We start from the raw sequence: 24,966 nt of genomic DNA, 5'->3' as shown, positions 1-24,966 counted from the left end.
ATCTAAATAGAATAGTCTTCCGGGATAAACACTCTTAGCTGTTTCGGTTTAACAAACACCATTTCTCCTGATATGAGATTAAGTTTCCGATAATAGTCCTTTGTTATTTCAGCTTCAAGATACTCCCCAGTATCATTTCGAATAAGCTCCAGCTGGACAATAGGACCAACTATATGTACGTGCTTAATCTCTGCTGAAACAGAATCCACACTCTTTTCCCTAACTATGCTAATATCGTGAGGGCGAACATACCCGACCGCATCCGTATCAATTGTATTAGAATGTTCCGGAACGTCCAGTTCAAATGAACCGTGATGGAGTTTTCCCTTATGCAACCTTCCTCTAAATAAATTGACATTCCCTAAAAAATCATAAACAAATGGACTTGAGGGATTTTCGTAGACTTCCTCGGGACTTCCTATTTGCTCGATTTTCCCTTCGTTCATAACAACAATCCGATTGGCTACATCTAAGGCTTCTTCCTGGTCATGTGTAACGAAGATACTTGTTACATGAAATTCATCATGAAGCTTTCTTAGCCAACGCCTTAATTCTTTTCTCACCTTTGCATCTAGGGCACCGAATGGTTCGTCTAGCAATAGAACATTTGGCTGAACGGCTAATGCTCTGGCAAGCGCTACCCTCTGCCTTTGTCCACCCGATAGCTGAGAAGTATAACGGTCACTAAAGGCAGAGAGCTTAACCAATTCAAGCAATTCCTTGACCTTATCCTCTATATCCTGTTTAGATGGGCGTGTTTTTCTCGGGCGAACCCTTAGTCCATAGGCAACATTCTCAAATACTGTCATATGCCTAAATAAGGCATAATGCTGAAACACAAAGCCTACCTTTCTTTCCTTTGTGCTAATATTCGTCATGTCCTCGTCCCCAAATAGTATCGTTCCTTTATCTGCCGCTTCCAACCCTGCAATAATCCGCAAAAGAGATGTCTTTCCAGAACCAGATGGACCAAGCAAAGCAACCAGCTCTCCTGTCTGAATGTCTAGATTAATATTTTCAAGTGCATTAAATGTGCCAAAGGATTTTGAAACATTTCTTATTTTTATACTCATAATTGATCAACTCCCTTATTCCTATTAAGTGTGCTGTGTAGTTTGCTTGGCCTTCCATTCCACAACATTTTTGACAACTAACGTCACAATCGCAAAAATAGACATTAAGGAAGCAACAGCAAATGCAGCGGAAAATTGATACTCATTGTACAAAATTTCAATATGTAGTGGCATCGTATTAGTCATCCCACGAATATGTCCAGAAACAACGGAAACCGCCCCAAACTCTCCAATTGTTCTAGCACTGCAGAGGATAATTCCATATAGTAGGCCCCATTTTATATTAGGAAGAGTAATAAAGAAGAAGGTCTTCCACCCGCTTGCTCCTAAGGTTAACGATGCCTCCTCATCAGATACTCCTTGAGTTTGCATTAATGGAATTAATTCTCTAGCTACAAATGGTAAAGTGACAAAAATAGTGGCCAACACAATCCCTGGCACAGCAAAAATAATTTTTATATCATGATTCATTAACCAAGGACCAAACAAACCATGAGTACCAAATAATAGAACGAAGACCAATCCGGCAATGACAGGTGAGACTGCAAACGGAAGATCAATAATGGTAATTAATAGACTTTTCCCCTTAAATTGAAACTTGGTAACTGCCCAAGCTGCAGCTACCCCAAATATTGAGTTTAGAGGGACCACCAAAAAAGTAATAATAACGGTGAGTTTGATTGCTGCTAATGCATCCGGACTACTTATCGCAGCTACATATACATCCAGCCCCTTGTCAAATGCCTTTACGAAGATGGCTATGAGAGGCAAAATCAAGAATAAAGCTAAAAACCCTATTGCTAGCGTTATAAGAATGAATCTTACAAGCAAGGGTTCAGAATGATTTGGTTTCCTTTGGAGAGGTGTATTCGCGTATTGAATGGAGACATTTCCCGTCATAGACCTTCCTCCTTTATTTGTTATCAAGTTAAAATACATGTGATTTCACTCTCTATTAACCTTGATGAATATAGCTTTCAAAAAAGTGGTCTGTTCCTAAGTTCATATCTTGTTAGTATTTCCTATTTGTCCACCATTGCAAGAGATTGAAGATCAAGAGTATAAGAAATGAGAATAATAGCATAACAGCGGCAATTGCTGTTGCTCCAGAGTAATCATATTGTTCAAGTTTCGTCATTATTAATAATGGAGTAATCTCTGTTTTCATTGGCATATTTCCAGCAATGAATACGACAGAACCGTATTCTCCAAGTGCACGGGCAAATGCTAAGGTAAAACCAGTAAGGGCTGCCGGGAATAATTCAGGAATAATGACCTTAACAAAGGTTTGAAAGCGATTGGCACCTAAACTAGCTGACGCTTCTTCTAATTCCTTATCTAGATTTTGCAATACTGGCTGTACAGTCCTAACAACAAAAGGAAGCCCAATAAAGGTTAAGGCAATAATGATCCCCAACGGTGTAAAGGCGACTTTAAAGCTTAGGAATTTACCTATCCAACCATTTTGAGCATATAAGGTAGTAAGAGCAATCCCTGCAATTGCCGTTGGTAAAGCAAATGGAAGATCTACGAGGCCATCCATGATTCTAACTCCAGGAAAGCGATAACGAACTAATACCCATGCAATTAATACACCAAAGACAACATTAATTAGAGCAGCAGCACACGAAGCACCAATAGTTAATTTATAAGAGGCCACCACCCTAGGATCACTTATGATCTCCCAAATTTTTTCCCCTTCTAAGCTCATCGTATTTAAAAAAATCATGGATAAAGGTAAGATAATTAGAATACTTATGTAAAAAATAGTAAAACCAAGTGATAGTCCAAAACCCGGTATCACACTATGTCTCATTACTTTAGTCTTTTGTAGATTTGTCAAGATTCCACCCCCTCCTTTTGTGTCAAATTTCTATTATTCTTTTTAATAACCATAGATGCTCCAAATACGATTATTTGTACTTGAAGCACCCATGGTTTTTGAAAATTCATTTTCTTATTATATTTGTGCCTTTCTTCCTGACCAAAAGGTTGAAATCATTACTTAGGCTGATAGATTTGATCAAATGTTCCTCCATCACTAAAGTGTTCCTTTTGGGCATTTTGCCAGCCTCCAAAATCATCATTAATATTTACCAAGTTAATCTCTGGGAAGGTATCCCCATATTTCTTAAGAATGTCTTGATTTCTAGGACGATAGTAGTTTTTGGCTGCAATCTCTTGCCCTTTATCTGTATACAAGTATTTTAAATAGGCTTCAGCCACCTCTCTTGTGCCTTTTTTATCAACAATTTTATCTACAACAGCAACAGGTGGTTCTGCAAGTATACTAATAGAAGGAACAACAATTTCAAATTTGTCCTTACCTAATTCATTCAATGTCAAGAAGGCTTCATTTTCCCAAGCGATCAACACATCTCCAATTCCTCTTTCAACAAATGTTGTTGTCGATCCACGTGCACCTGAATCCAATACCTCTACATTTTTGTATAATTGATTCATAAATTTCTTAATTTGTTTTTCATCACCCTGATACTTATCCTTTGCAAACGCCCAAGCTGCTAAGTAGTTCCATCTTGCTCCTCCTGATGTTTTAGGGTTTGGTGTAATAACGGAAACATCTTTCTTCGTTAAATCATCCCAGTCCTTTATTCCCTTCGGATTTCCCTTTTTCACAAGAAATACAATCGTCGATGTGTAAGGAGTTGAGTTATCCTCTAAACGTGATTGCCAATCCTTATGAATTAATCCTCCTAGGTTTACAATTTCATCAATATCATAGGCTAATGCTAATGTAGCAACATCTGCCTCTAGTCCATCAATAATGGCACGCCCTTGTTTTCCTGAACCACCATGAGATTGTTGGATAGTTACAGTTTGTCCCGTTTTTTCCTTCCAATATTTTGAGAATTCCTCATTGAATTCTTGATAAAGCTCACGCGTTGGATCATAAGAAACATTTAGCAGCTCGACAGGTTCCTTGGAAGATTTATCATTCCCTTTTTTCCCTTCCTTTTTCGTGCTGTTAGCACCATCACTTGAACATCCCGCTAGAATACTAGCTATTAAGACAAAAATTACCAACAATGATCTAATACTTGACTTCTGAATGTTAAACATAGAAATCCCCCTCTTTTTTTCCATATTAAAAGACTGCTTATTTTTCTTATGGCTCTGTTAAACTTGAATGTTGATTTCCGTTCCAGGCGCTTCGCTTTCCACTCCAATCAACATGTCTTAATATCAACAATGAGCTTTAACACAGCCTTTCTTATAAAAACACGGCTTGCCTATCCTTCCAATTTCCTCCATATTTCCTTTCAGCCATATTTTTATTGAATAAAGAAAATAAGCAGCCTTCAGTATGTCTGATCAGCATTCATTATTCACAAAATATAAATTCCTCAAATATAATGTTGAAAAATAGCTTTATTTCCTATTGCCAGAAATAGTTCTTTTCAATTGAAATCGATTTTTCTCCGTACGATCAACCTGGGTAATTTCCCCATCATGGACAGTAATTAGAACCGATCCAAATTGAATGTCTTTAATCATTGATAGAATATAATTCCACTTCTCTTGGTCAATCTTTCCCATGTAATAATCCCCCTATTCTCATAATAGTAATAACTCATGTGAATACTAGGGATTAATAACCAAAAAAGAGTATTCCCTAGATTCTAACTACTAAACCCACAGATTAATATCTTATTGAATCCTTTGTATAAACAATGTGGACTGTACTTACTAAGTGGATATAACAATGTTCCCTCCTCCTTATTAGAAATGAAAAAAGACCTATACCCATAAATAAAAGAGTATAAGCCTTTGGTTTTCCAATCAGCTTTCCTATTCAGGTGTCAGAAATCATTTCTTGATTTTTATTAATTCACATTTTATTCTGACTTTTCCGAGTTGTCAAGTATGTTTTTTCATTACTTGGAATTCAATCAAACGTTTGATTAAGAAAATGTACCTCTTTCTGCACAAAAATATTTTTAATCAAACGTTTGATTAAGAAAATTCACCTCTTTCAGTACAAAAATATGTTTAATCAAACGTTTGATTAAGAAAATACACCTCTTTCTGTACAAAAATATGTTTAATCAAACGTTTGATTAAGAAAATACACCTCTTTCTGCACAAAAATATATTTAATCAAACGTTTGATTAAGAAAATTCACCTCTTTCTGCACCACAAAATATATTTAATCAAACGTTTGATTAAACTCGCTTTATAACATTTTTCAATAAATATTTTTTACCCCAATGGATGCTTTCAAGTTTACAAGCTGCTAATATTATTGGTAAAATCTCATCATTGACTATTACATAATAATTGATAATTAATTCTATTTTGTTTGGGTATAATCTTTAATTTCTTCTTATAAAAAGGAGTGACCAGTGGTTGCAAACTAAAAGAGCTTTACCTATTTTATTTTTAGTGATGTTTTTAGTGATGGTCGGCTTTGGAATTATCATTCCAGTTCTTCCGTTTTATGCAGAAAAAATAGGGGCAAACCCAACAGAACTCGGACTATTAATGTCCGTTTATTCCTTTATGCAGCTTATCTTTGCTCCTGTTTGGGGCAGGGTGTCAGATAGAATAGGAAGAAAACCTGTAATAATGATAGGAATTGCTGGACTATCCCTTTCCTTCTTTTTAATGTCTGTTTCCACTCAATTATGGATGTTGTTTATTGCTCGGATTATTGGTGGCTCTCTATCCGCTGCCAATATGCCAACAGTAATGGCATATGTGGCTGATATCACCTCTCCAGAGGATCGAGCAAAAGGCATGGGTATGATTGGTGCAGCAACTGGATTGGGCTTCATTTTTGGTCCAGCATTGGGTGGCGTCTTTTCTAAAGTAAGTTTGAACACACCATTTTATATTGCAGCAGTCCTTTCTCTTTTAACCTTTCTTCTGGTCTTCGTTATATTGAAGGAATCATTGCCAAAAGAGAAAAGAGGAATACATAACGAAGAGAAATCATCCATATGGAAGGTATTTGAAAATTCCTTATCCATACTTTTTATCCTTCAATTGTTTATTTCTCTTTCGCTCTCAGGATTAGAAGCTACTTTCGCCTATTTCGCTGCAAAAAGGGCCGGATTAGATACTGTTAATCTCGGTTATATCTTCATGATTATGGGTCTTGCTAGCGCTTTTGTTCAAGGAGGATTAATTGGAAAGCTCACCCAAAAATTTGGAGCGGGTGCTGTTATCCAAGGAGGAATTCTGGTTTCTGCCATTGGATTTGGTCTCATTCTACTTGTAGATAGCTTTACAACTGCGGCCATCTTTCTTACTATTTTCGGTGTTGGGAATGGTGTTATCCGCCCGAGTGTTTCCACCCTTCTTACAAATCAATCAACCTCTGGACACGGAAGCGTAACTGGTTTTCTTTCTTCCTTTGATTCATTAGGGAGAATTCTTGGACCAACATTAGGTGGATGGCTGTATTCGATTTCTATTGGGCTCCCTTATATTTCAGGGGTGATTATGTCCATCATTGCATTGATCCTCTATTTGGTTTACCATGCAAAAGCTGCAAAAACACTAACAGCCTAACGCTATTAAACCTATATAATAAGAGAACTAACCCTTAAGGTGTCTGGTATTCACTGAAGATTGCTATAGTGGTGCCGGGCACCTTTTTCCAAATATTTGAATATAAAGAAGGAATTCTGTGAATTCCTTTGAATATTAATAGGAAGTACAAGGGGGTTATGTTATTGAATAGAAAACTAGCTCTAGCTATCTTATTTATGGGGATTCTTTATATATTTTTTGTTCCGGAAGAACCCATTCCAGTAAAAATAACTTTCAAGATCATTCCAATGCTATTAATCATTCTATATGCATTTCGCAACATGATAGAAAAGGAAAGCAAATTTTCCTGGATGATTATTATGGGGTTAGTGTTTTGTATGCTAGGTGATGGACTATTAATTTGGTTTGTCGTTGGTTTATCCTCGTTTCTCATTGGCCACTTATTTTACGCGGGCGGCTTTTTCTCTCGTTGGACTTTTTCTTGGTTAAGATTTCTTACCCTCCTTCCAATAGCTGCTTACTCGATATTTATGGGGATTCATCTAGTTCAAGCTCTGCAAGAAAACAGAGAGGATACATTAATCATTCCAGTTATCTTCTATATCTTCGTCATCTCTTTAATGTTCTGGTCTGCCATTATGACGGGAAATATATGGGCTATTTTTGGAAGTGCCCTTTTTGTTATTTCCGATTCTCTTCTTTCCTGGAATAAATTTATTTCTGAGATTGCTTTTTCAGGGGAATTGATTATGATCACCTACTATACTGCACAATTCCTTATTGCCAAAAGCTTAAGTATAGGGTCAATCAACAAATACCCTTTGTTATCCAGTAAAAATTTAGGTCGGTAGAAACTCTACCGACCTTTTCATTATCCTTGACTATAGCGTGAAACAATCTCATCTAGAGAAATTTCTTCTGTTTTTTCATAAACCATATCGGCCTTCGAGAATGATTCCTTTTTTCCAATGGCAACCGCGAACATACCGGCTGACTTGATAGCCTCTACCCCTGCAACTGCATCCTCAACCCCAATACAAGTAGTTGGTTCCACATTTAATAATTTTGCAGCAGTTAGGAACACCTCTGGATGTGGTTTCCCATTAGCTACTTTTTTAGCATCAACAATGGCATCAAAAACATCTTTTAGCCCTAACGATTCCATAACAGTAAAAGCATTTTTACTTGCAGAAGCAAGTCCTAGCTTCATTCCCTTTTCCTTAATAGCGAAAATAAAATCCTTCATACCGGGTAGAATATCAGCAGGCGTTATTTTTTGAATCAGTGTTAAGTAATGATCATTTTTTTTAGCAGCAAGTTTTTCTTTTTCCTCACTGGTAAAATCATCTTTCCTCCCACCGATTTCCAAAATTTTCTCTAGGGAGTCCATTCTTGAAACCCCTTTTAACATTTCATTATCCTCACGGGTAAAACGAATACCAATGTCCTCAGCAAGTGCTTGCCAAGCTAAAAAATGATATTCAGCGGTATCTGTGATGACCCCATCTAAGTCAAAAATAAACGCATTTAATGGCTTGCTCATATAATCCTCTCCTTATTGCAATTGGGGTTTTAAGCATATAGCTCATTGCTGAGCACATCCTATTTTTTCAAAGGGACCAGGATTTCCCCATTTTCTGGAATAACCACTTCCTGATCATATAGCTTCATGGATAGCTCTGATCCTTCTTGAGAGATAAAGACTCCTTGTTGAGACACGTTAATCTTCATAAAGTGTTCACGATAAACGATATTGAAGGTATAGGAATTCCAAGCCTTAGGAACAAATGGAGCGAAGGAAAGTGTTTCATGAGCTGTTCTCATTCCTGCAAAACCTTGAACAATTGCAAGCCAAGCTCCAGTCATACTTGTAATATGCAATCCGTCCTCTGTATCGTTATTATAATTATCTAAATCAAGACGGGCTGTACGATGGTACATTTCGTATGCCTTTTCTTCTTTACCCAACTCAGCCCCTAAAATAGCATGAATGGATGGAGATAAGGATGATTCATGAACAGTCATTGGCTCATAGAAATTAAAGTTTCTCTCTTTTTCCTCGCGTGAAAACTCGTGATTAAAAAAGTAAAGTCCTTGAAGCACATCAGCTTGTTTGATAAAACAGCTACGTAGGATTTTATCCCATGACCATTTTTGGTTAATTGGACGTTCTTCAGGCTTCAAGTCATCAACCGTCATTAAATCTTTATCTAAGAAGGTATCATGCTGAACAAAAACTCCCAGTTCTTCATCATATGGTAAGTACATTTTCTCAACGATATCTTCCCACTTGCTAGTTTCTTGTTCTGTTATATTTAGATCTTGCAGACGTTCTTGATAACCTGTTGCTTTTAATGTATCTATAGCCTCAAGGGTGTATTTTAAGGTCCACCTTGCGATAGTATTCGTATACCAATTGTTATTTACATTGTTTTCATATTCATTTGGTCCTGTAACACCATGAATCATATATTGATCTTTTTTCTTATGATAATGTACACGATCTGCCCAGAACCTAGAAATACCGGTTAACACATCAATACCATGTTCATGTAAATAGTCATGGTCGCCGGTATAATTTACATAGTTATACACTGCGTAAGCGATTGCCCCGTTACGATGAATCTCCTCGAATGTAATTTCCCATTCATTATGGCATTCGATTCCATTAAAGGTTACCATAGGATATAGAGCGCCCTCTAAGCCCTGTTGCTGTGCATTATGATATGCTCCATCTAATTGATTATAGCGATATACTAGTAGATTTCTTGCTACCTCAGGTTTTGCCGTTGATAGATAGAGTGGGATTGCATATGCTTCAGTATCCCAATACGTTGCGCCACCATACTTCTCTCCAGTAAAGCCTTTTGGTCCAATGTTAAGTCGAGAATCCTCTCCATAATAAGTACAGAAGAGCTGGAATAGGTTAAAACGAATTCCCTGCTGTGCCTCATCATCACCTTGAATCTCAACATCACAGATTTCCCAACGCTTAAGCCAATTAGCCTTGTGCTCAGCAAGAAGCATGTTATAGCCTTTCTCTAAAGATTGATTCAATAATGTGTTCCCTTTTTCTACAAGCTCATTCGCTTCATAATCCCTATCAGTGGTAACTGCTACATATTTATAAAGTGTAACAGGATTATTTTCGGATAATGAAACAACAAACGTATTATCTACATATTCATCTTTAGAATTATTCGATATTGATTGCACATCACCATCAACAGCAATACTCATTGCTGCAGAAACTTGGAAAGTCGGTGTACCAAAAGGATTTTCCTTTGTTTTCATTACAAGGTGACCTTTATAATCCTCCACCCCTCGGTTAACCTCCAACCAGAAGTCTTCCTCGTAGTTGGAATCTTCATTTCTTACATCACCATCAAGATATGGAACGAATGTAATTTCTCCACTGTAGTTCTTTGCAGTTGCCGTGTACTTAATTACAGCAAGTTCGCTATCTGCAATAGATAGAAAACGAACTACCTCAAATTCAGTTACTTTCCCATTTTGTTCAATGGTAAATCGACGAGTTAACACTCCATACTGCATATCCAACTCACGGTAAAAGTTTGTTACATTTGCTCTGTTCAAATCAAGCTCTATTCCGTCAATGATGATGCGTATTCCAATATAATTTGTTGAATTGATTACCTTTCCAAAATATTGAGGGTACCCATTTTTCCACCAGCCAACCCTTGTTTTATCTGGAAACCATACTCCAGCAATGTAAGAGCCCTGATGGTGATCGCCACTATAGGTTTCCTCAAAGTTGCCACGCATACCCATATGTCCATTCCCAAGACTCATCATACTTTCAGCTAAACGAAAGTTTTCTTGGTTTAATTTAGTTTCAGTAATTTTCCATTTGTCAATTTCAAATAGTCTTTTCATGTGTTTCACCTCATCTATTAAATAAATGCAAACGTTTGCGCAATTCATCAAAAAAATAAAGCTATTTACAATACAATATTATTGTAAAGGATTTCATAAAAAAAAGCATGGAAAAATGTAATTTTTTTATGACAAAATTTTGTATTCCCTTATTTTGAGATTGAATGTTGAAAATCAATTAGGTTTATTACAATAATAAATATATAAAAAAGGCTGTTCCATAAGGGTCATGAACTAGCTTATGGAGACAGCCTCTTTAAATTAGTCTACTTTAAATTTATTTACTAGTTGATTTAATTCTACAGACATGGAAGAAAGAGATTGTGCGTGATTTTGTACCTTTTCCATCTCTTCTATATGTTCTTCAGAAGACTCCACAACCTTTTGGGTCATTTCGGATGATTGATTTGCTACTGTTGCCATTTCTTGAACCGATGCAGATACTTCCTCTGAACCAGCAGAAATTTCCTCAGATGCTGCTGACACTTCTTGAATCTCACTGGTTATTTCCTCGAATTTCTTTATTACCTCAGAAATCCTTCCTTGAGTGATACTTGCAGAGTCTTTTCCATCCTGAACACGATCTTTTACCTGACTAATTGAATGAACGGTAGTCTTTGTTTCATCTTGAACTTGCTTAACAATTTCATAAATCTCACCAGCTGATTGGGAAGATTGTTCTGCTAATTTTCTTACCTCATCTGCCACCACCGCAAATCCTCTGCCTGAATCTCCTGCCCTTGCTGCTTCAATCGCAGCATTTAAAGCCAATAGATTCGTTTGCTCTGAAATTTGTTGAATGATGGATAGGATTTCACCAATTTCATTAGAACGAAGACTTAATTGTTTGATGCTAGAAACTGATTTATTGACAAAGTCATCAATAGATTCAATTTTTTGAACTAAATCCTTAAGGGATTGAGACCCTTCCTTTGCTTTAATTGATGCCTCATTTGCTAGTTCAGACGCCTTTGAAGCATTTTCTGCAATTTGATTAATTCCAATGGTCATTTCTTCTACCGCAACGGAACTTTGGTTGGCCATTTCTCTCTGACTTTCTGCTCCTGTAGATACCATTTTAATGTATTCATTCATTTCCCGAGTGCCTTCAATCACCTCAGAAGATGACTCATTTAACGTATAAGCTGTTTCATTAACCTGTCTTGCACCACTTCTTACCTGTGAAATCAAATCCCTTAATGAAGCATTAAAGTGATTAAACGTCTGAGCTAATTGCCCAATTTCATCCTTGGATTTAATAACAAGCTCTTTTGTTAGGTCCCCCTCTCCATGGGCAATCTCATCCAATTGCTTTCGGATTGCCATTAAAGGTCGAAGAATAGAGGAGATTAAAACGGTTCCAATAAAAATCGTAAAGATTGATACGGCCAAAATGATTATCATTAGTATGGTTTCTCTTACTTGCGCCTTCTTTTCAAAATCCTTTGTATCTTGATTGATCTTTTTTTCAATACTGTCTACTAATCTATTAACAGAAGGATCTAATTTTTCCTTCCTAATTTCTCTTTGCTCGTTATAGTGAATATTCTTCGATTTTTCAAAATCATTTTGTGCTATTAGCTTTCTATGAGCATCCATATAACTCTCAAAACTTTGCTCAATATCCATAATCAATTTTTCAGTATTAGAGTCCGGGGAAAGTTGCTTTAATGCCTCAAAATCTTTTCTTATATTCCGTTCCTTTTCAGAGGCCTCTTGAATAAATGAGGGGTCCAGTTCATTTATGTAGCCTCTTTCATCGTTCGAAACACCTGTTAGTCTATATTGAATATGTGTTAAAACTTTTTGAAACTCTCGATTTTCTTCAAGACTTTTTGCTTCTTTCATAGTGCCCTGATTAACAAAATAAAAAAATCCCCCCACTGAGATTAATGTGATGACAAAACATGATAATAAAGTGATTAACCTTTGTTTAATTGTTAGCTTTAACATAGACTGCACTCCTATTTTTATTAGAACCCTGTAGACTTTTTATTTTGGCTCTGTTAAACCAGAATGTTGTTTTCTGTTTCAGACGCGACGGGGAGCTTACCTCTAGCTAACCCTCCTGCGGGGAAACGGGGTCTCCCTAGCCCCATTTCCCCACAGGACATTGAAATTGCTTCGTTGATAAAACAACGCTCGTTCAAATTCAAAATGCAATAGCATTTATAAAGGAGTCTTCGCGCCTGGAACGTAGATCAATTTGACTTAATATTAACAGTGAGCTTTAACACAGCCTTTATTTTAAGTCTGTTTTTCAACATAAATCATTCTATCAAACATTTGGTCCAATGCTCCACTAGAAATTATTTACATAAATTAACAGGGTAGGGCACTTAACCCATCCTCATAGAATATGATACTGTGTAAAACACTTCGGAGGTGGAGTCATGGCAGTTGTTAAAGCTACTCAAGCAGATATTGATTTATTAGCAAGGCTATTGAGGGCAGAAGGTGAAAGTGAAGGCCAATTAGGAATGCTACTTATTGGTAATGTCGGGATTAATCGTATTAGAGCAAATTGCTCAGACTTTAAAGGGCTTCGGACAATAAGACAAATGATCTTTCAACCCCACGCATTCGAAGCCACAACAAAGGGATATTTCTATCAAGCTCCACGGGAAACGGAAAGACGTTTAGCCCGCCGAGTGGTAAGGGGAGAAAATTTTTGGCCTGCCAAATTTAGCTTATGGTATTTTCGACCTCAAGGGGATTGTCCTGCTGAATGGTATGGACAGCCACATGTAGGACGTTTTAAGCTACATTGTTTTTATGAGCCTACTGCTGAAACTTGCCAGAATGTATATAATACCTTTTAATATTATCTTCCTTATCATTCTTTTTCCTATTACGCTCACCTAAAAAGGATAGCCCTAGCTTATTAAGTAGAGGTCTTCCTTTTTTATTTTGCCTCCTTTTGAATGCCTCAAATAGAATGGTACCAATGGCTAAAACGAAATCTATTAATATGTAAAATAATTGACACTTTTCCAGAATTACTCCATCCTACGAAAGGTGTAGAATTTAAATATAGTTCTGCCCCTATATCTATTCAGAGAATAGCTGCTTTTCATAAATTGCGAGGTGCAGTTGAATGCTGAAACAACAAAGACATAAACTAATTAAAGATATTATTAACAACTATGAAATCGAAACACAGCAAGACATTGTCCACTATTTAAACAGTGCAGGATTAAACGTAACTCAAGCTACTATTTCACGAGATTTGAGAGAATTAAATCTTATTAAGATTCCTTTAAACAATGGAAGATTTAAATATGGAATTCCTGCAGAAACACATTTTCAACCTGAGGAAAGACTCAACAGGGTTATGAATGATGCATGTATCAAAATTTCCCTAGTTGATAAATTCGTTGTCATCAAAACAATACCTGGAAATGCACATGTGGTAGGGGTATTATTGGATGATCTCTCTTGGAAGGAAATGGTGGGAACTGTCTGTGGAAATGATACTTGTCTAATCATTTGTTCCACACAAGAAAAAGCAGAATTAATAGAAAATCGTTTAAAACAAATGATTACTTTATATGCTTAAAACCAGTCTCTATGACTGGTTTTTTATTTGCCATTAATCCCTCCTTCGAAAATTAAGTAGTCTGAAAACACTTTCTTTTACCAGCAAAAATGAATAATATTCAACTTTTATTCACCCATTTTCACCTTATATAAAATGATCTATTAATCACAGGCCCTTCCTTCTCCAATATTCATGCAAAGTTTTGAATGAACCTGAAATTATTTGTGGAATAATTCACAAGTTACTCGTTACCCCTTTCACAAAAACGCTTTCATTTCAGATGTATCATTAAAAGTGTAAAGGATATCCAATAATCACAAGTTAAAGGAGGAAATACAAATGAAACACCCTATACATGTTACATCCGAAATTGGGGATCTGAAAACGGTTTTACTACATCGACCTGGTAAAGAAGTTGAAAATTTAACTCCTGAATATTTACAAAGATTACTATTTGATGATATTCCTTATCTTCCAACGATTCAAAAGGAGCACGACTACTTCGCTAATGCCTTAAGAAACCGAGGTGTTGAAGTCCTATATTTAGAAAAATTATTGGCAGAAGCATTAAGTTCTGAAGAAATCCGTCATCAATTCGTTGATCAAATTCTCGCAGAAAGCAAATCAAATGTGAACGGCTCTGGAAAAATGCTTCGTGAATATCTACTTTCCTTCCCAACAGAAGAAATGATCGACAAGATAATGGCTGGGGTATTAAAAACTGAAATTGAGGAAGGCAAGAAAACTCACCTATATGAGTTAATGGCTGATCATTATCCATTCTATCTAGATCCAATGCCAAATCTATATTTCACTCGCGACCCTGCAGCAGCTATTGGTGACGGGCTATCTATTAATAGAATGCGTGAGGGTGCTCGACGAAGAGAATCGATGTTTATGGATTACATCATCAAATATCATCCGAGATTTTCTAAACATGATATTCCAGTATGGCTCGGTCGTGATTATGGATTCTCTATTGAAGGTGGAGATGAGCTCATTCTTAGTAAAGATACCATCGCCATTGGTGTCAGCGCCAGAACTTCAGCAAGAGCCATTGAAAAACTAGCAGTTAATTTATTCAAACGTCAAACCGAAATTAAAAAGGTTATGGCCGTTGAAATTCCTAAATCAAGGGCATTTATGCATCTCGATACTGTATTTACAATGGTCGATTATGATAAGTTCACCATCCATCCTGCAATCCAAGGCCCAGATGGCAATATGAGAATTTACATCCTTGAAAAAGACTTAAATGATCCTGAAAAGGTTCAAATTACAGAACGCAATAACATTACAGAAACATTAAAAGAGGTTCTTGGTTTAAGTGAAATCAACCTGATTCCATGTGGTGGCGGTGACATTATCATATCTGCCCGTGAACAATGGAATGATGGCTCTAACACTCTAGCAATCTCTCCAGGTGTCGTTGTCACATATGATAGAAACTATGTTTCTAACGAGATTCTAAGGTCCAATGGCATTGAGGTTATTGAAGTTCTAAGTTCGGAGCTCTCTAGAGGCCGTGGGGGTCCACGTTGCATGAGTATGCCATTATACCGTGAAGACATTTAATTAGGTTTCCTGAGGGGATGGACAAGCACCCCCTCCAAATCTACTATCATTTTTCATACTAATCGAGAAGGTGGAGATTTAGATGATTACAGAAGTAAAACCATTAAAAGTTGATCTTAAAGGAAGAAGTTTCCTTGCTGAAAAAGATTTCTCTGAAATCGAAATCAACTATCTTATTGATTTAGCTGCTGAATTAAAACAACAAAAGAAATTAGGTATTCCTCATAAATACTTAGAAGGAAAAAACATTGCCCTTCTTTTCGAAAAACCTTCAACAAGAACAAGATGTGCTTTCACAGTTGCTTGTATCGATTTAGGTGCTCACCCTGAATATTTAGGTAAAGGTGACATCCAATTCGGAAAGAAAGAATCAGTTGAGGATACTGCCAAGGTTTTGGGAAGAATGTTCGATGGAATTGAGTTCCGCGGCTTCAAACACGAAACTGTAGAAGCATTAGCTAAATATTCTGGAGTTCCTGTTTGGAATGGATTAACGGATCTTTATCATCCAACTCAAATGCTAGCAGACTTCTTAACAGTTAAAGAACATATCGGACACTTAAAAGGTGTGAAATTTGTTTACGTCGGTGATGGCCGCAATAACGTGGCAAATAGCCTCTTAATCGGAGGAGCAAAAGTTGGTATGGACATCCGAATTTGCTCTCCTAAATCCCTCTTCCCTAGCGAAGAAATCGTCAATTACGCGAAAGAAGTTGCACTTGAATCCAATGGTAGAGTCGTAGTAACAGATAATGTGGACGAAGCTGTCGACGGTGCAGATGTTCTTTATACAGATGTTTGGGTATCAATGGGTGAAGAAGATAAATTCGAGGAAAGAATCAATTTATTAAAACCTTATCAAGTAAACATGGAAATGATTGAGAAAACAGGTAATGATGATGTGATCTTCCTTCATTGCCTACCAGCATTCCATGATTTAGAAACATCAGTTGGCCGCGAAATCTATGAAAAATATGGCCTAACAGCAATGGAAGTAACAGACGAAGTATTCCAAAGCAAACATTCTCACGTATTTGATGAAGCAGAAAACCGCATGCATACAATTAAGGCAGTAATGGTAGCAACAAGTAGTAAATACTAATCCTTTTTAAAAATACAATCTATGGTTGGCACCCTTATGATAGGTGCCAACCACAGATTACTGTATATCATCTGCCCTAATTATAAATAATTGTTTTCCCCAAATTTGGAGGTGTAAACATGGAATCTGACAAAAAATTAGGTCTCTTTTTATTAACCGCATTAGTAGTAGGATCCATGATTGGTGGTGGCGCATTTAACTTAGCCAGTGATATGGCATTAGGTGCAAACGCAGGATCTATCATCATCGGTTGGGTCATTACAGGAATTGGAATTATCGCTTTAGGTCTAGCCTTCCAAAACTTAACGATGAGAAGACCAGATTTAGATGGTGGGATTTATAGTTATGCCAAGGCTGGATTCGGAAACTTTATGGGATTCAATAGCGCGTGGGGTTACTGGCTTTCTGCATGGTTAGGAAATGTAGCCTATGCAACATTAGTTTTTAGTTCAATCGGTTATTTTTTCCCTGTTTTTGATGGTGGACAAAATGTCGCATCCATTATAGGAGCGTCAGTATTACTATGGTGTGTACATTTTCTTATTTTACGAGGAGTACACTCAGCTGCATTGGTTAACTTAGTGACAACTATTGCAAAATTAGTCCCAGTATTTCTTTTCATCATCATTGCAATTATTGCTTTTAAAGTAGACACATTTACTTTAGATTTCTGGGGTCCAGATGGAGCAGAATTCTCTTGGGCTTCAGTTAAAGATCAAGTATCAAGCGTTATGCTTGTAACACTATGGGTATTTATCGGTGTTGAAGGTGCGGTTGTTTTATCAGGAAGAGCAAAAAACCGTAGCGATATCGGAAAAGCAACGGTAATCGGATTAATTGGTACACTCATTATCTACGTACTCATTTCACTACTTTCTATGGGTATCATGTCAAGAGCAGAGCTTTCAGAATTAGAAAACCCAGCTATGGCATACGTTCTTGAATCAGTAGTTGGTAAATGGGGTGCGGTATTCATCAATATCGGTCTAATTGTTTCCGTATTGGGAGCTTGGTTAGGCTGGACTCTATTAGCATCAGAAATTCCATATGTTGCAGCTAAAGATGGTGTATTCCCTAAATGGTTTGCAAAAGAAAATAAAAACAAAGCACCAATTAACTCCCTATGGTTAACAAATGGATTAATCCAAGTATTCTTAATCACATTCTTAATTTCTGATCAAGCATATAACTTTGCTTTCTCTCTTGCATCATCAGCAATATTAATTCCTTATCTCTTCTCAGCACTCTATCAATTTAAGCTATCTTTCACCGGAGAAAGCTATGGGGCTAACGAGAGACGGACAAAAGATATTATTCTTGGGGTCATCGCAAGTGTTTATGCAATCTGGCTCGTTTACGCAGCAGGAATCAGTTATTTACTACTAACTATGATCCTTTATGCACCAGGCATTTACATTTTTATGAAGGTCCAAAAGGAAAAGAAAACGGAAAAACTCTTTACCAAATATGAATTGGTTGCTGCTGCAGTTGTCTTAATTTTAGCTGTATGGGCACTAATTGAATTAGTTCTCGGAAAAATATCTATTTAACATTCGGAGGAATCCTTTATGAATAGAAAAAAAGTAGTTATTGCTCTAGGAGGCAATGCGATTCAATCTGGAGATGCGACTGCTGAAGCTCAGCAAAAGGCTCTAGATGAAACAGCTCTCCAGTTAGTAAATATTATTAATGCAGGATTTGATATTGTCATTACTCATGGAAATGGCCCACAGGTTGGGAATCTATTACTTCAACAAAAAGCTGCAGATAGTAAAAGTACTCCAGCAATGCCTTTAGATACTTGTGGAGCAATGAGTGAAGGTATGATTGGTTATTGGATGCAAAACTCTTTAGATAAAGCGTTAGCTACCAATCATATTAAAAAAGATGTTGCAACAATTATTACTCGTACGGAAGTTGAACTACATGATCCTGCATTTCAACATCCTACAAAACCTATTGGCCCTTTCTATCAGGAAGAAGAAGCAAAACAACTTATGACTGAACAAAATCTTGTTTTTAAAGAGGATGCTGGCAGAGGTTGGCGTCGAGTGGTTCCATCACCAAAACCAGTAAATATTTTAGAACATCGTGTAATCAATAGCTTGGTAAATAACGGAAATATCGTTATTGCTGTTGGTGGCGGCGGTATCCCAGTATATCAAGATTTCACCGGAATCCATGGGGTTGAAGCTGTCATCGATAAAGATTTTGCCGCACAAAAGCTAGCGGAATTAGTAGATGCAGATATTCTATTAATTTTAACAGCTGTAGAAAATGTCGCCGTAAACTATAACAAACCAAATCAGGAATCACTAACTAACACAACTGTTGATCAATTAAAGGAATTTATTAAGGAAGGTCAATTTGCACCAGGTAGCATGCTTCCAAAGGTTGAAGCTGCCATTGACTTTGCTGAATCTAGAGAAGGAAGAGAATCTATCATTACTTCATTAGATAAAGCCTATGAAGCATTAACTTCCGAAGCAGGAACCCATATAAAGTCATTAGTTAGAGAAACAGTAGTTAGCTAAATTAGGATTATCTCCCTTGAGGCTGTCTCATACGATGGCCTCTTTCATTGTGTCTTTACTCGATGGGATTTACTCATTAAAGAATAGTAAATGTTATTAATTGGACATATGACTAAATATCATCATCTTCTTATTCATGATAAAATAAACATAGAATTGTATTTCCATAAATTTTAATCAAGAGTTGCTTAATAAGGGGGTAAATAATTTGAAAAGAGAAGGTCTGGTTGAACTTCTAAAGAAATTTGAAATATTTACTTATTGTTCTGACAAGCAATTGGAGGAAATATCCTGCTTTTTATATGGTAGAACCTATAGGAAAGGCCAACAATTATTTACAGTAGGAGATCCTCGTGAGAGAATTTATCTTTTGGTAAACGGGTTTGTAAAATTTGAAAAATCAAATCCATCTGCTTCCCTTGCCTATGCTGATTATATTAGTCCGAATACATTATTTCCTTATGGAGGCTTTTTTTCCGACAAAGAATATCAGTATACTGCTATTGCCATTACAGATGTAGAACTTTACTATATTCCCACCTTTTACTTCGAGGATATGGTTAAACAGAATCGGAAGCAATTGATTTTCTTAGTCCAAAAACTATCCTCTCTTCTCCATTTACATGAATCTAGACTTCAAACAATTACTAATTCAAACGCACAAGATAGAGTCATCCACGCTCTCAGTTACCTAATGACAGACCTAGGTGTAAAAGAAGGAGAAGACGTAGTGGTTTGCTGCCCAATGACAACAACGGAGATATCTAAAATTTCCGGGACATCTAGAGAAACAGTAAGTCATGTAATCCAGGATCTTAAAAAGAATAATGTATTATCCTTTGCATCAAAAAAAATCACCATACATGATGAAGATTACTTTAACAAAGTCGGAGGTAATTATTTTTCATAATGCCTATGAAAAGATAAATCATTGGATTAACAAATCAGAAAACATATGAAAGACGGTCACTCCTATTATATCTATTTCGCCATGTTAGACTTAAACATTTATATATTTACAGAATAGGATGATGAGTAATGGGTAAAAATCTCAAACTAGGAACAAAAATTACACTGTCTATCACATTTGCTATGATTATCATATTATTGATGACCGTTTTTATCATACTAAAAAATACTTCAAACGCAGTTGAAAGTACCATTTCTAACACAAGTGTCAAAACTGCCGAAAACATTGCTAACTCAATTGACGTCGACTTATATAAAAGCTTTTTACAAGACAAAAAGGAAACAGAGGATTATTGGGCTTTACGTGAACATATTAACGATTTTCGTATTAAATCCGGTGCCATCTATGCCTATACTTTAGAGGTAGATGACAATAAAGGCGTTCATATGATTGTTGACGGATTACCAAGGGATTCTGAAATATCTGCTGATATCGGAGATCCAACAACAGCGACTACCTATGAAGATGTTGCTCCTGTGTTAAAGGGTAAGACAAACCATACAGGTATAGTTAAGGACCCCGAATACGGAGATTATTTATCAGCGTTTGCTCCAGTTAAGGATGAAAATGGAGAGGTTATTGCAATTTTAGGTGTTGATATTGATGCAAAATCTGTCTCTAGTATTCAATCCAATGTTACGAAGGAGAACCTTCCACTCTTTTTATCAATCGGTATTATTGCTATCATTCTTGCTAATATCCTATTATACTTTTATGTAAAAAGACAGCTAAGAACGATTCCATATATCGGGAAAACAGCAGCTCAAATAGCTGAAGGAAATCTTAAAGAAGCTCAAGAAATCGTCAATCAATTCCCTAAGCACAATAATCGTGATGTAAGACTACTAGCTGAAGACTTTCAGAGAATGACAAAGAATACTCTTACGATCATTCAAAATATATCAGCTTCATCTAGTAAATTAATTGAATCCTTTCACCATTTACATCATAGCTTCCTCATCGTGGAGGAATCCAATAAGAATATTACATCTGCTGTAAAAGAAGTGGCTGAAAATAATATGGTTCAATTAGAAAGGGCGAAGGAATCATCTATTGCAGTATCCGAAATGGCAACAGGAATACAAAGAATTGCTGAATCGGCTTCCACTGTTTCTGAATCTTCTATAGGTGTAACAAATGAATTGGAAGTAGGAAATACTGGACTTACAAAACTACTAAATCAAATGGATACCATTCAAGATACAGTAATGGATTCCTCAAGTATCATTAAGGAATTAGGAACCCAAGCAAGTGGAATTGAGGTAATTGTTGGAACAATATCTGCCATTGCAGATCAAACCAATCTATTGGCATTGAATGCTGCAATTGAAGCTGCGCGTGCAGGAGAAAATGGAAAAGGATTTGCTGTTGTAGCTGATGAGGTTCGAAAGCTAGCTGAGCAGTCAAAAAATTCTGCAGAACAAATAAGCCAGCTTATCGTAAACTACCAGACAGTATCTACAGAAGCCGTTACTAAAATGGAAAAGGGTCTATCCGAGGTACAAATAGGGGCCAAAGCAGTTGAGGAAGTTGATCTTACCTTCAAAAAGATTTTTGGGGATATCCGAAAGGTGAATGAAGAGGTTCAGGGTGTATCTGCAATTACAGAGGAAATGTCAGCCACAACGGAAGAGGTTGCAGCATCAGTTGAGGAATTTTCTCAACTTTCCCAAGTCACAACCGATCATTCTGTAGAAGTCGCTGCCTCAGCCGACGAACAAATTCAGTCCCTAAAGGACATGAACAAATATACCGAAGAACTCCAAGTTCTTGCTAATAAATTAGAAGAAACGATTAAGCAATTTACGATATAAACTATAAGGTGACAGGCACCATCCATTTTTTGGAAGGTGCCTGTCACCTTTACTTTTTCATTGTAAGTTTATATAAAAAGAGGTATTCTTATTGATAATGATAATCATTTACGTTACTCTCTGAGAGGTGTATTGAAATGGAGCAAAGTGAATTATTTGATGTAACAGTGATAGGTGGAGGACCTGCAGGGCTTTATTCTGCATTTTATAGTGGACTTAGAGAAATGAAAACAAAAATTATTGATTTTCAGCCCCAATTAGGCGGAAAGTTGCATATCTATCCAGAGAAAATGATTTGGGATGTTGGAGGGTTAACACCTATTACCGGATCAAAGCTTACTGAACAGTTAGTAGAACAGGGCTTAACCTTTAACCCCGCCGTTATCTTAAACGAAAAAGTCGAATCTATTTCTCGCAATGAAGACGGTATATTTGTTTTAAATGGAGCCTCTGGCCAAAGGCATTATTCAAAAACAGTGATTATTGCGATTGGCGGTGGAATTTTGAAGCCTCAAAAGCTTGCTCTTGAAGAAGCAGAGCAATTTGAATCCACAAACCTACATTACACTGTTAAATCCTACAAACATTTTAAAGATAAAACCGTGGTCATTTCAGGCGGAGGAAATTCTGCCATCGATTTAGCAAATGAACTAGAGCCTATTGCTAAAAAGGTTTATCTAACATATAGAAAAGATGCACTATCAGGACACGAATCACAGGTTACCCAGCTATTAAATGGTTCAACCATTTGTTTCTTCAATACTTCGATAACAAAATTAATTGCCTATGAAAATCAAAAACGGATTAAACAAGTTGTGCTGACTAATCATGAGACAGAGGAAATATCCTATCTACCTATCGATGAAGTCATCATTAACCATGGCTATGAACATGAGGCCTCCCTTCTTAAAAATAGTAAGCTAAACATTGACATAGTAGAGGATTATTATATTTCTGGTAATGCAAATAGTGAAACTTCGATTGAAGGGCTATTTGCTGCAGGTGATATTCTTAAGCACAGTGGAAAAATAAATCTAATTGCTGGAGCTTTTCAGGATGCAGCGAACGCTGTCAATCAAGCAAAGCAATACATTCAGCCTGATGCAACAAGATCAGCAATGGTTTCGTCACATAATGAGCTCTTTACCAAGCGCAATCGGGAATTAGTTCAGCAAATGATTAAATAAGGTGACAGGCACCATCCATTTTTTGGATGGTGCCTGTCACCTACATTTCTCTTGTGAGATTGGCCATTTCTATCGCTGAGACAGCTGCATCCCAGCCTTTATTACCTGCCTTTGTTCCTGCTCTTTCTATTGCTTGTTCAATGGAATCGGTGGTAACCACTCCAAAGATAACCGGAATCCCCGTATTCAATGATGTGGCAGAAACTCCCTTTGCTACCTCATTGCAGACATAATCAAAATGTGGTGTGGAGCCTCGAATGACTGTCCCAAGTGTAATAACGGCATCATATTTCTCACTCTTAGCCATCTTTTGAGCAATAAGTGGAATTTCAAAAGCACCTGGTACCCATGCAACGTCTACATCATCCTCGCCCACCCCATGCCTCTTTAAAGCATCCTGTGCCCCGCTTAATAGCTTGCTCGTAATAAATTCATTAAACCTACCTACAACAATACCAATTTTTAAACCCGTTCCTACTAAATTACCTTCAAACATATTCGCCATCTTGATTCCCCCTGCCTCTATATATGGAGCATATGCCCTAGCTTTTCTGACTTCGTTTTTAAATAGTTTTTGTTCTCTTTTCTGACTTCCATTTGTAAGGGGATGCGATCAACTACTTCAAGATCATACCCCTTTAATCCAGTTATTTTTCTTGGATTATTAGTAAGTAGTTTCATCTTTTTAATTCCTAAATCCTTAAGAATTTGTGCACCGATTCCATATTCACGCAAATCCGCTCCAAATCCTAACTTTTCATTTGCCTCAACCGTATCATAGCCTTCCTCCTGAAGCTTATAGGCCTTTAGTTTATTTAATAGACCAATGCCTCTTCCTTCCTGTCGCATATAAAGAAGAACCCCTCTGCCCTCCTGTTCGATTTGGGATAAAGCAGCATGTAATTGTGGACCGCAGTCACATCGGTAGGAACCAAAAACGTCTCCTGTTAGACATTCTGAATGTACTCGAACTAAAATTGGCTCATCTGGCGTTATATCGCCTTTTACTAAGGCAACATGCTCCTTGTTATCAACCAAATTGGAATAACCAACTGCTTTGAAGTCACCATATTCTGTAGGGAGATGAATCTCCACTTCACGAGTTACCAGCTTTTCCTTTCGATTTCGGTATTCTATTAAATCTTTAATCGTAATCAATTTTATATCAAACTGCTTAGCTATCCTTTGCAAATCTGGAACTCTTGCCATCGAACCATCTTCTTTAATAATTTCACATATTACTCCTGCTGGTTGTGCCCCGCATATTCTGGCTAAATCTACTGCTGCTTCTGTATGTCCAGCCCGTCTTAATACCCCACCTTTTTTCGCAATAAGTGGGAATACATGTCCTGGACGCTTGAAATCAACCGCCTTCGAATGCTCGTTAATCAAATTCATAATCGTAATGGACCGTTCATGTGCCGAAATCCCGGTTGTCGTTGATTGATGATCAATACTAATGGTAAATGCTGTACCGTGAGGGTCTGTATTATGATCTGTCATTGGATGGAGACCTAATTTGTCTGCAATTTCATCTTCTACTGGGGCACAAACAAGCCCTCTCCCATGTTTAATCATGAAATTGATTATTTCTGGTGTAGCTTTTTCAGCAAGCGCTATAAAATCCCCTTCGTTTTCCCTATCTTCATCATCACATACAATAACGACCTTTCCCTCTTTTAATTCATTTATTGCTTCCTCAATGGTATTAAACACCCTTCATCTCTCCTTGTTAGGTAGGTAAGTAACACTTTT

21 protein-coding genes and 1 pseudogene are annotated in these 24,966 nt (G+C 36.9%); 11 read left to right on the top strand and 11 right to left on the bottom strand.

Annotation, left to right across the window (positions count from 1 at the left end; all coding sequences use genetic code 11):
- Positions 1-2 precede the first annotated feature (2 nt).
- The 5 genes from BQ6100_RS03720 to BQ6100_RS03700 form a co-directional block, all read right to left on the bottom strand.
- Positions 3-1,073, bottom strand: coding sequence for a sulfate/molybdate ABC transporter ATP-binding protein (locus tag BQ6100_RS03720; protein ID WP_075980435.1), 1,071 nt, complete (start codon positions 1,071-1,073; stop codon positions 3-5).
- A gap of 24 nt (positions 1,074-1,097) precedes the next feature.
- Positions 1,098-1,973: a sulfate ABC transporter permease subunit CysW gene (cysW, locus tag BQ6100_RS03715; RefSeq protein WP_075980434.1), complete on the bottom strand. Its 876-nt coding sequence runs from the start codon at positions 1,971-1,973 to the stop codon at positions 1,098-1,100.
- 112 nt (positions 1,974-2,085) lie between these two features.
- Entirely contained in the window at positions 2,086-2,889 is an 804-nt protein-coding gene (cysT, locus tag BQ6100_RS03710; protein ID WP_097677939.1) for a sulfate ABC transporter permease subunit CysT, read from the bottom strand.
- A gap of 185 nt (positions 2,890-3,074) precedes the next feature.
- Positions 3,075-4,154, bottom strand: a complete 1,080-nt coding sequence (locus tag BQ6100_RS03705; RefSeq protein WP_075980432.1) for a sulfate ABC transporter substrate-binding protein — start codon at positions 4,152-4,154, stop codon at positions 3,075-3,077.
- Positions 4,155-4,463: 309 nt separating this feature from the next.
- Positions 4,464-4,631, bottom strand: coding sequence for a YezD family protein (locus BQ6100_RS03700; RefSeq protein WP_075980431.1), 168 nt, complete (start codon positions 4,629-4,631; stop codon positions 4,464-4,466).
- 811 nt (positions 4,632-5,442) lie between these two features.
- Here BQ6100_RS03700 and BQ6100_RS03695 point away from each other — a divergent pair.
- On the top strand, positions 5,443-6,609 hold the full coding sequence (locus tag BQ6100_RS03695) for an MFS transporter (protein WP_075980430.1): 1,167 nt from the start codon (positions 5,443-5,445) through the stop codon (positions 6,607-6,609).
- 158 nt (positions 6,610-6,767) lie between these two features.
- Positions 6,768-7,442 (top strand): lysoplasmalogenase, encoded by a 675-nt coding sequence (locus BQ6100_RS03690; RefSeq protein WP_075980429.1) that lies wholly within the window; start codon positions 6,768-6,770, stop codon positions 7,440-7,442.
- Between the two features lie 20 nt (positions 7,443-7,462).
- On the opposite strand, the gene pgmB is transcribed toward BQ6100_RS03690, so the two are convergent.
- The 4 genes and pseudogenes from pgmB to BQ6100_RS21955 form a co-directional block, all read right to left on the bottom strand.
- On the bottom strand, positions 7,463-8,134 hold the full coding sequence (gene pgmB / locus BQ6100_RS03685; protein ID WP_075980428.1) for a beta-phosphoglucomutase: 672 nt from the start codon (positions 8,132-8,134) through the stop codon (positions 7,463-7,465).
- 59 nt (positions 8,135-8,193) lie between these two features.
- On the bottom strand, positions 8,194-10,488 hold the full coding sequence (locus BQ6100_RS03680) for a glycoside hydrolase family 65 protein (protein ID WP_075980427.1): 2,295 nt from the start codon (positions 10,486-10,488) through the stop codon (positions 8,194-8,196).
- Positions 10,489-10,749: 261 nt separating this feature from the next.
- Complete coding sequence (locus tag BQ6100_RS21960) at positions 10,750-11,565, bottom strand: methyl-accepting chemotaxis protein (RefSeq protein WP_407922579.1); 816 nt, start codon at positions 11,563-11,565, stop codon at positions 10,750-10,752.
- A gap of 144 nt (positions 11,566-11,709) precedes the next feature.
- Positions 11,710-11,892 (bottom strand): annotated as a pseudogene (locus BQ6100_RS21955) (HAMP domain-containing protein); the annotation flags it as partial.
- Between the two features lie 989 nt (positions 11,893-12,881).
- On the opposite strand from BQ6100_RS21955, the gene BQ6100_RS03670 reads away from it, so the two are divergent.
- From BQ6100_RS03670 to BQ6100_RS03625, 9 genes are all read left to right on the top strand, one after another.
- A complete protein-coding gene (locus BQ6100_RS03670) occupies positions 12,882-13,310 on the top strand; it encodes a cell wall hydrolase (protein WP_075980425.1) in 429 nt (142 codons plus the stop codon).
- 275 nt (positions 13,311-13,585) lie between these two features.
- The gene (gene ahrC / locus BQ6100_RS03660) at positions 13,586-14,047 is read left to right on the top strand and encodes a transcriptional regulator AhrC/ArgR (RefSeq protein ID WP_075980423.1); all 462 of its coding nucleotides are present in this window, start codon (positions 13,586-13,588) and stop codon (positions 14,045-14,047) included.
- 321 nt (positions 14,048-14,368) lie between these two features.
- Complete coding sequence (arcA, locus tag BQ6100_RS03655; RefSeq protein WP_075980422.1) at positions 14,369-15,604, top strand: arginine deiminase; 1,236 nt, start codon at positions 14,369-14,371, stop codon at positions 15,602-15,604.
- 82 nt (positions 15,605-15,686) lie between these two features.
- A complete protein-coding gene (argF, locus tag BQ6100_RS03650; RefSeq protein ID WP_075980421.1) occupies positions 15,687-16,706 on the top strand; it encodes an ornithine carbamoyltransferase in 1,020 nt (339 codons plus the stop codon).
- Positions 16,707-16,825: 119 nt separating this feature from the next.
- A complete protein-coding gene (gene arcD, locus BQ6100_RS03645) occupies positions 16,826-18,256 on the top strand; it encodes an arginine-ornithine antiporter (RefSeq protein ID WP_075980420.1) in 1,431 nt (476 codons plus the stop codon).
- An 18-nt stretch (positions 18,257-18,274) separates the two neighbouring features.
- Positions 18,275-19,240, top strand: a complete 966-nt coding sequence (gene arcC, locus BQ6100_RS03640; protein WP_075980419.1) for a carbamate kinase — start codon at positions 18,275-18,277, stop codon at positions 19,238-19,240.
- Between the two features lie 208 nt (positions 19,241-19,448).
- Positions 19,449-20,150: a Crp/Fnr family transcriptional regulator gene (locus BQ6100_RS03635; RefSeq protein WP_075980418.1), complete on the top strand. Its 702-nt coding sequence runs from the start codon at positions 19,449-19,451 to the stop codon at positions 20,148-20,150.
- A gap of 128 nt (positions 20,151-20,278) precedes the next feature.
- Positions 20,279-22,024, top strand: coding sequence for a methyl-accepting chemotaxis protein (locus tag BQ6100_RS03630; protein WP_075980417.1), 1,746 nt, complete (start codon positions 20,279-20,281; stop codon positions 22,022-22,024).
- A 137-nt stretch (positions 22,025-22,161) separates the two neighbouring features.
- The gene (locus BQ6100_RS03625) at positions 22,162-23,211 is read left to right on the top strand and encodes an NAD(P)/FAD-dependent oxidoreductase (protein ID WP_075980416.1); all 1,050 of its coding nucleotides are present in this window, start codon (positions 22,162-22,164) and stop codon (positions 23,209-23,211) included.
- 40 nt (positions 23,212-23,251) lie between these two features.
- Here BQ6100_RS03625 and ribH read toward each other — a convergent pair whose 3' ends face one another.
- Entirely contained in the window at positions 23,252-23,716 is a 465-nt protein-coding gene (gene ribH, locus BQ6100_RS03620; protein WP_075980415.1) for a 6,7-dimethyl-8-ribityllumazine synthase, read from the bottom strand.
- 17 nt (positions 23,717-23,733) lie between these two features.
- Positions 23,734-24,927: a bifunctional 3,4-dihydroxy-2-butanone-4-phosphate synthase/GTP cyclohydrolase II gene (locus BQ6100_RS03615; RefSeq protein WP_075980414.1), complete on the bottom strand. Its 1,194-nt coding sequence runs from the start codon at positions 24,925-24,927 to the stop codon at positions 23,734-23,736.
- Between the last annotated feature and the right edge of the window lie 39 nt (positions 24,928-24,966).

Origin of the sequence: Bacillus massilinigeriensis, assembly GCF_900117315.1 — a bacterium.
Lineage (GTDB): Bacteria > Bacillota > Bacilli > Bacillales > Cytobacillaceae > Bacillus_BE > Bacillus_BE massilionigeriensis.
This window is presented reverse-complemented; position numbering and strand designations above follow the sequence as displayed.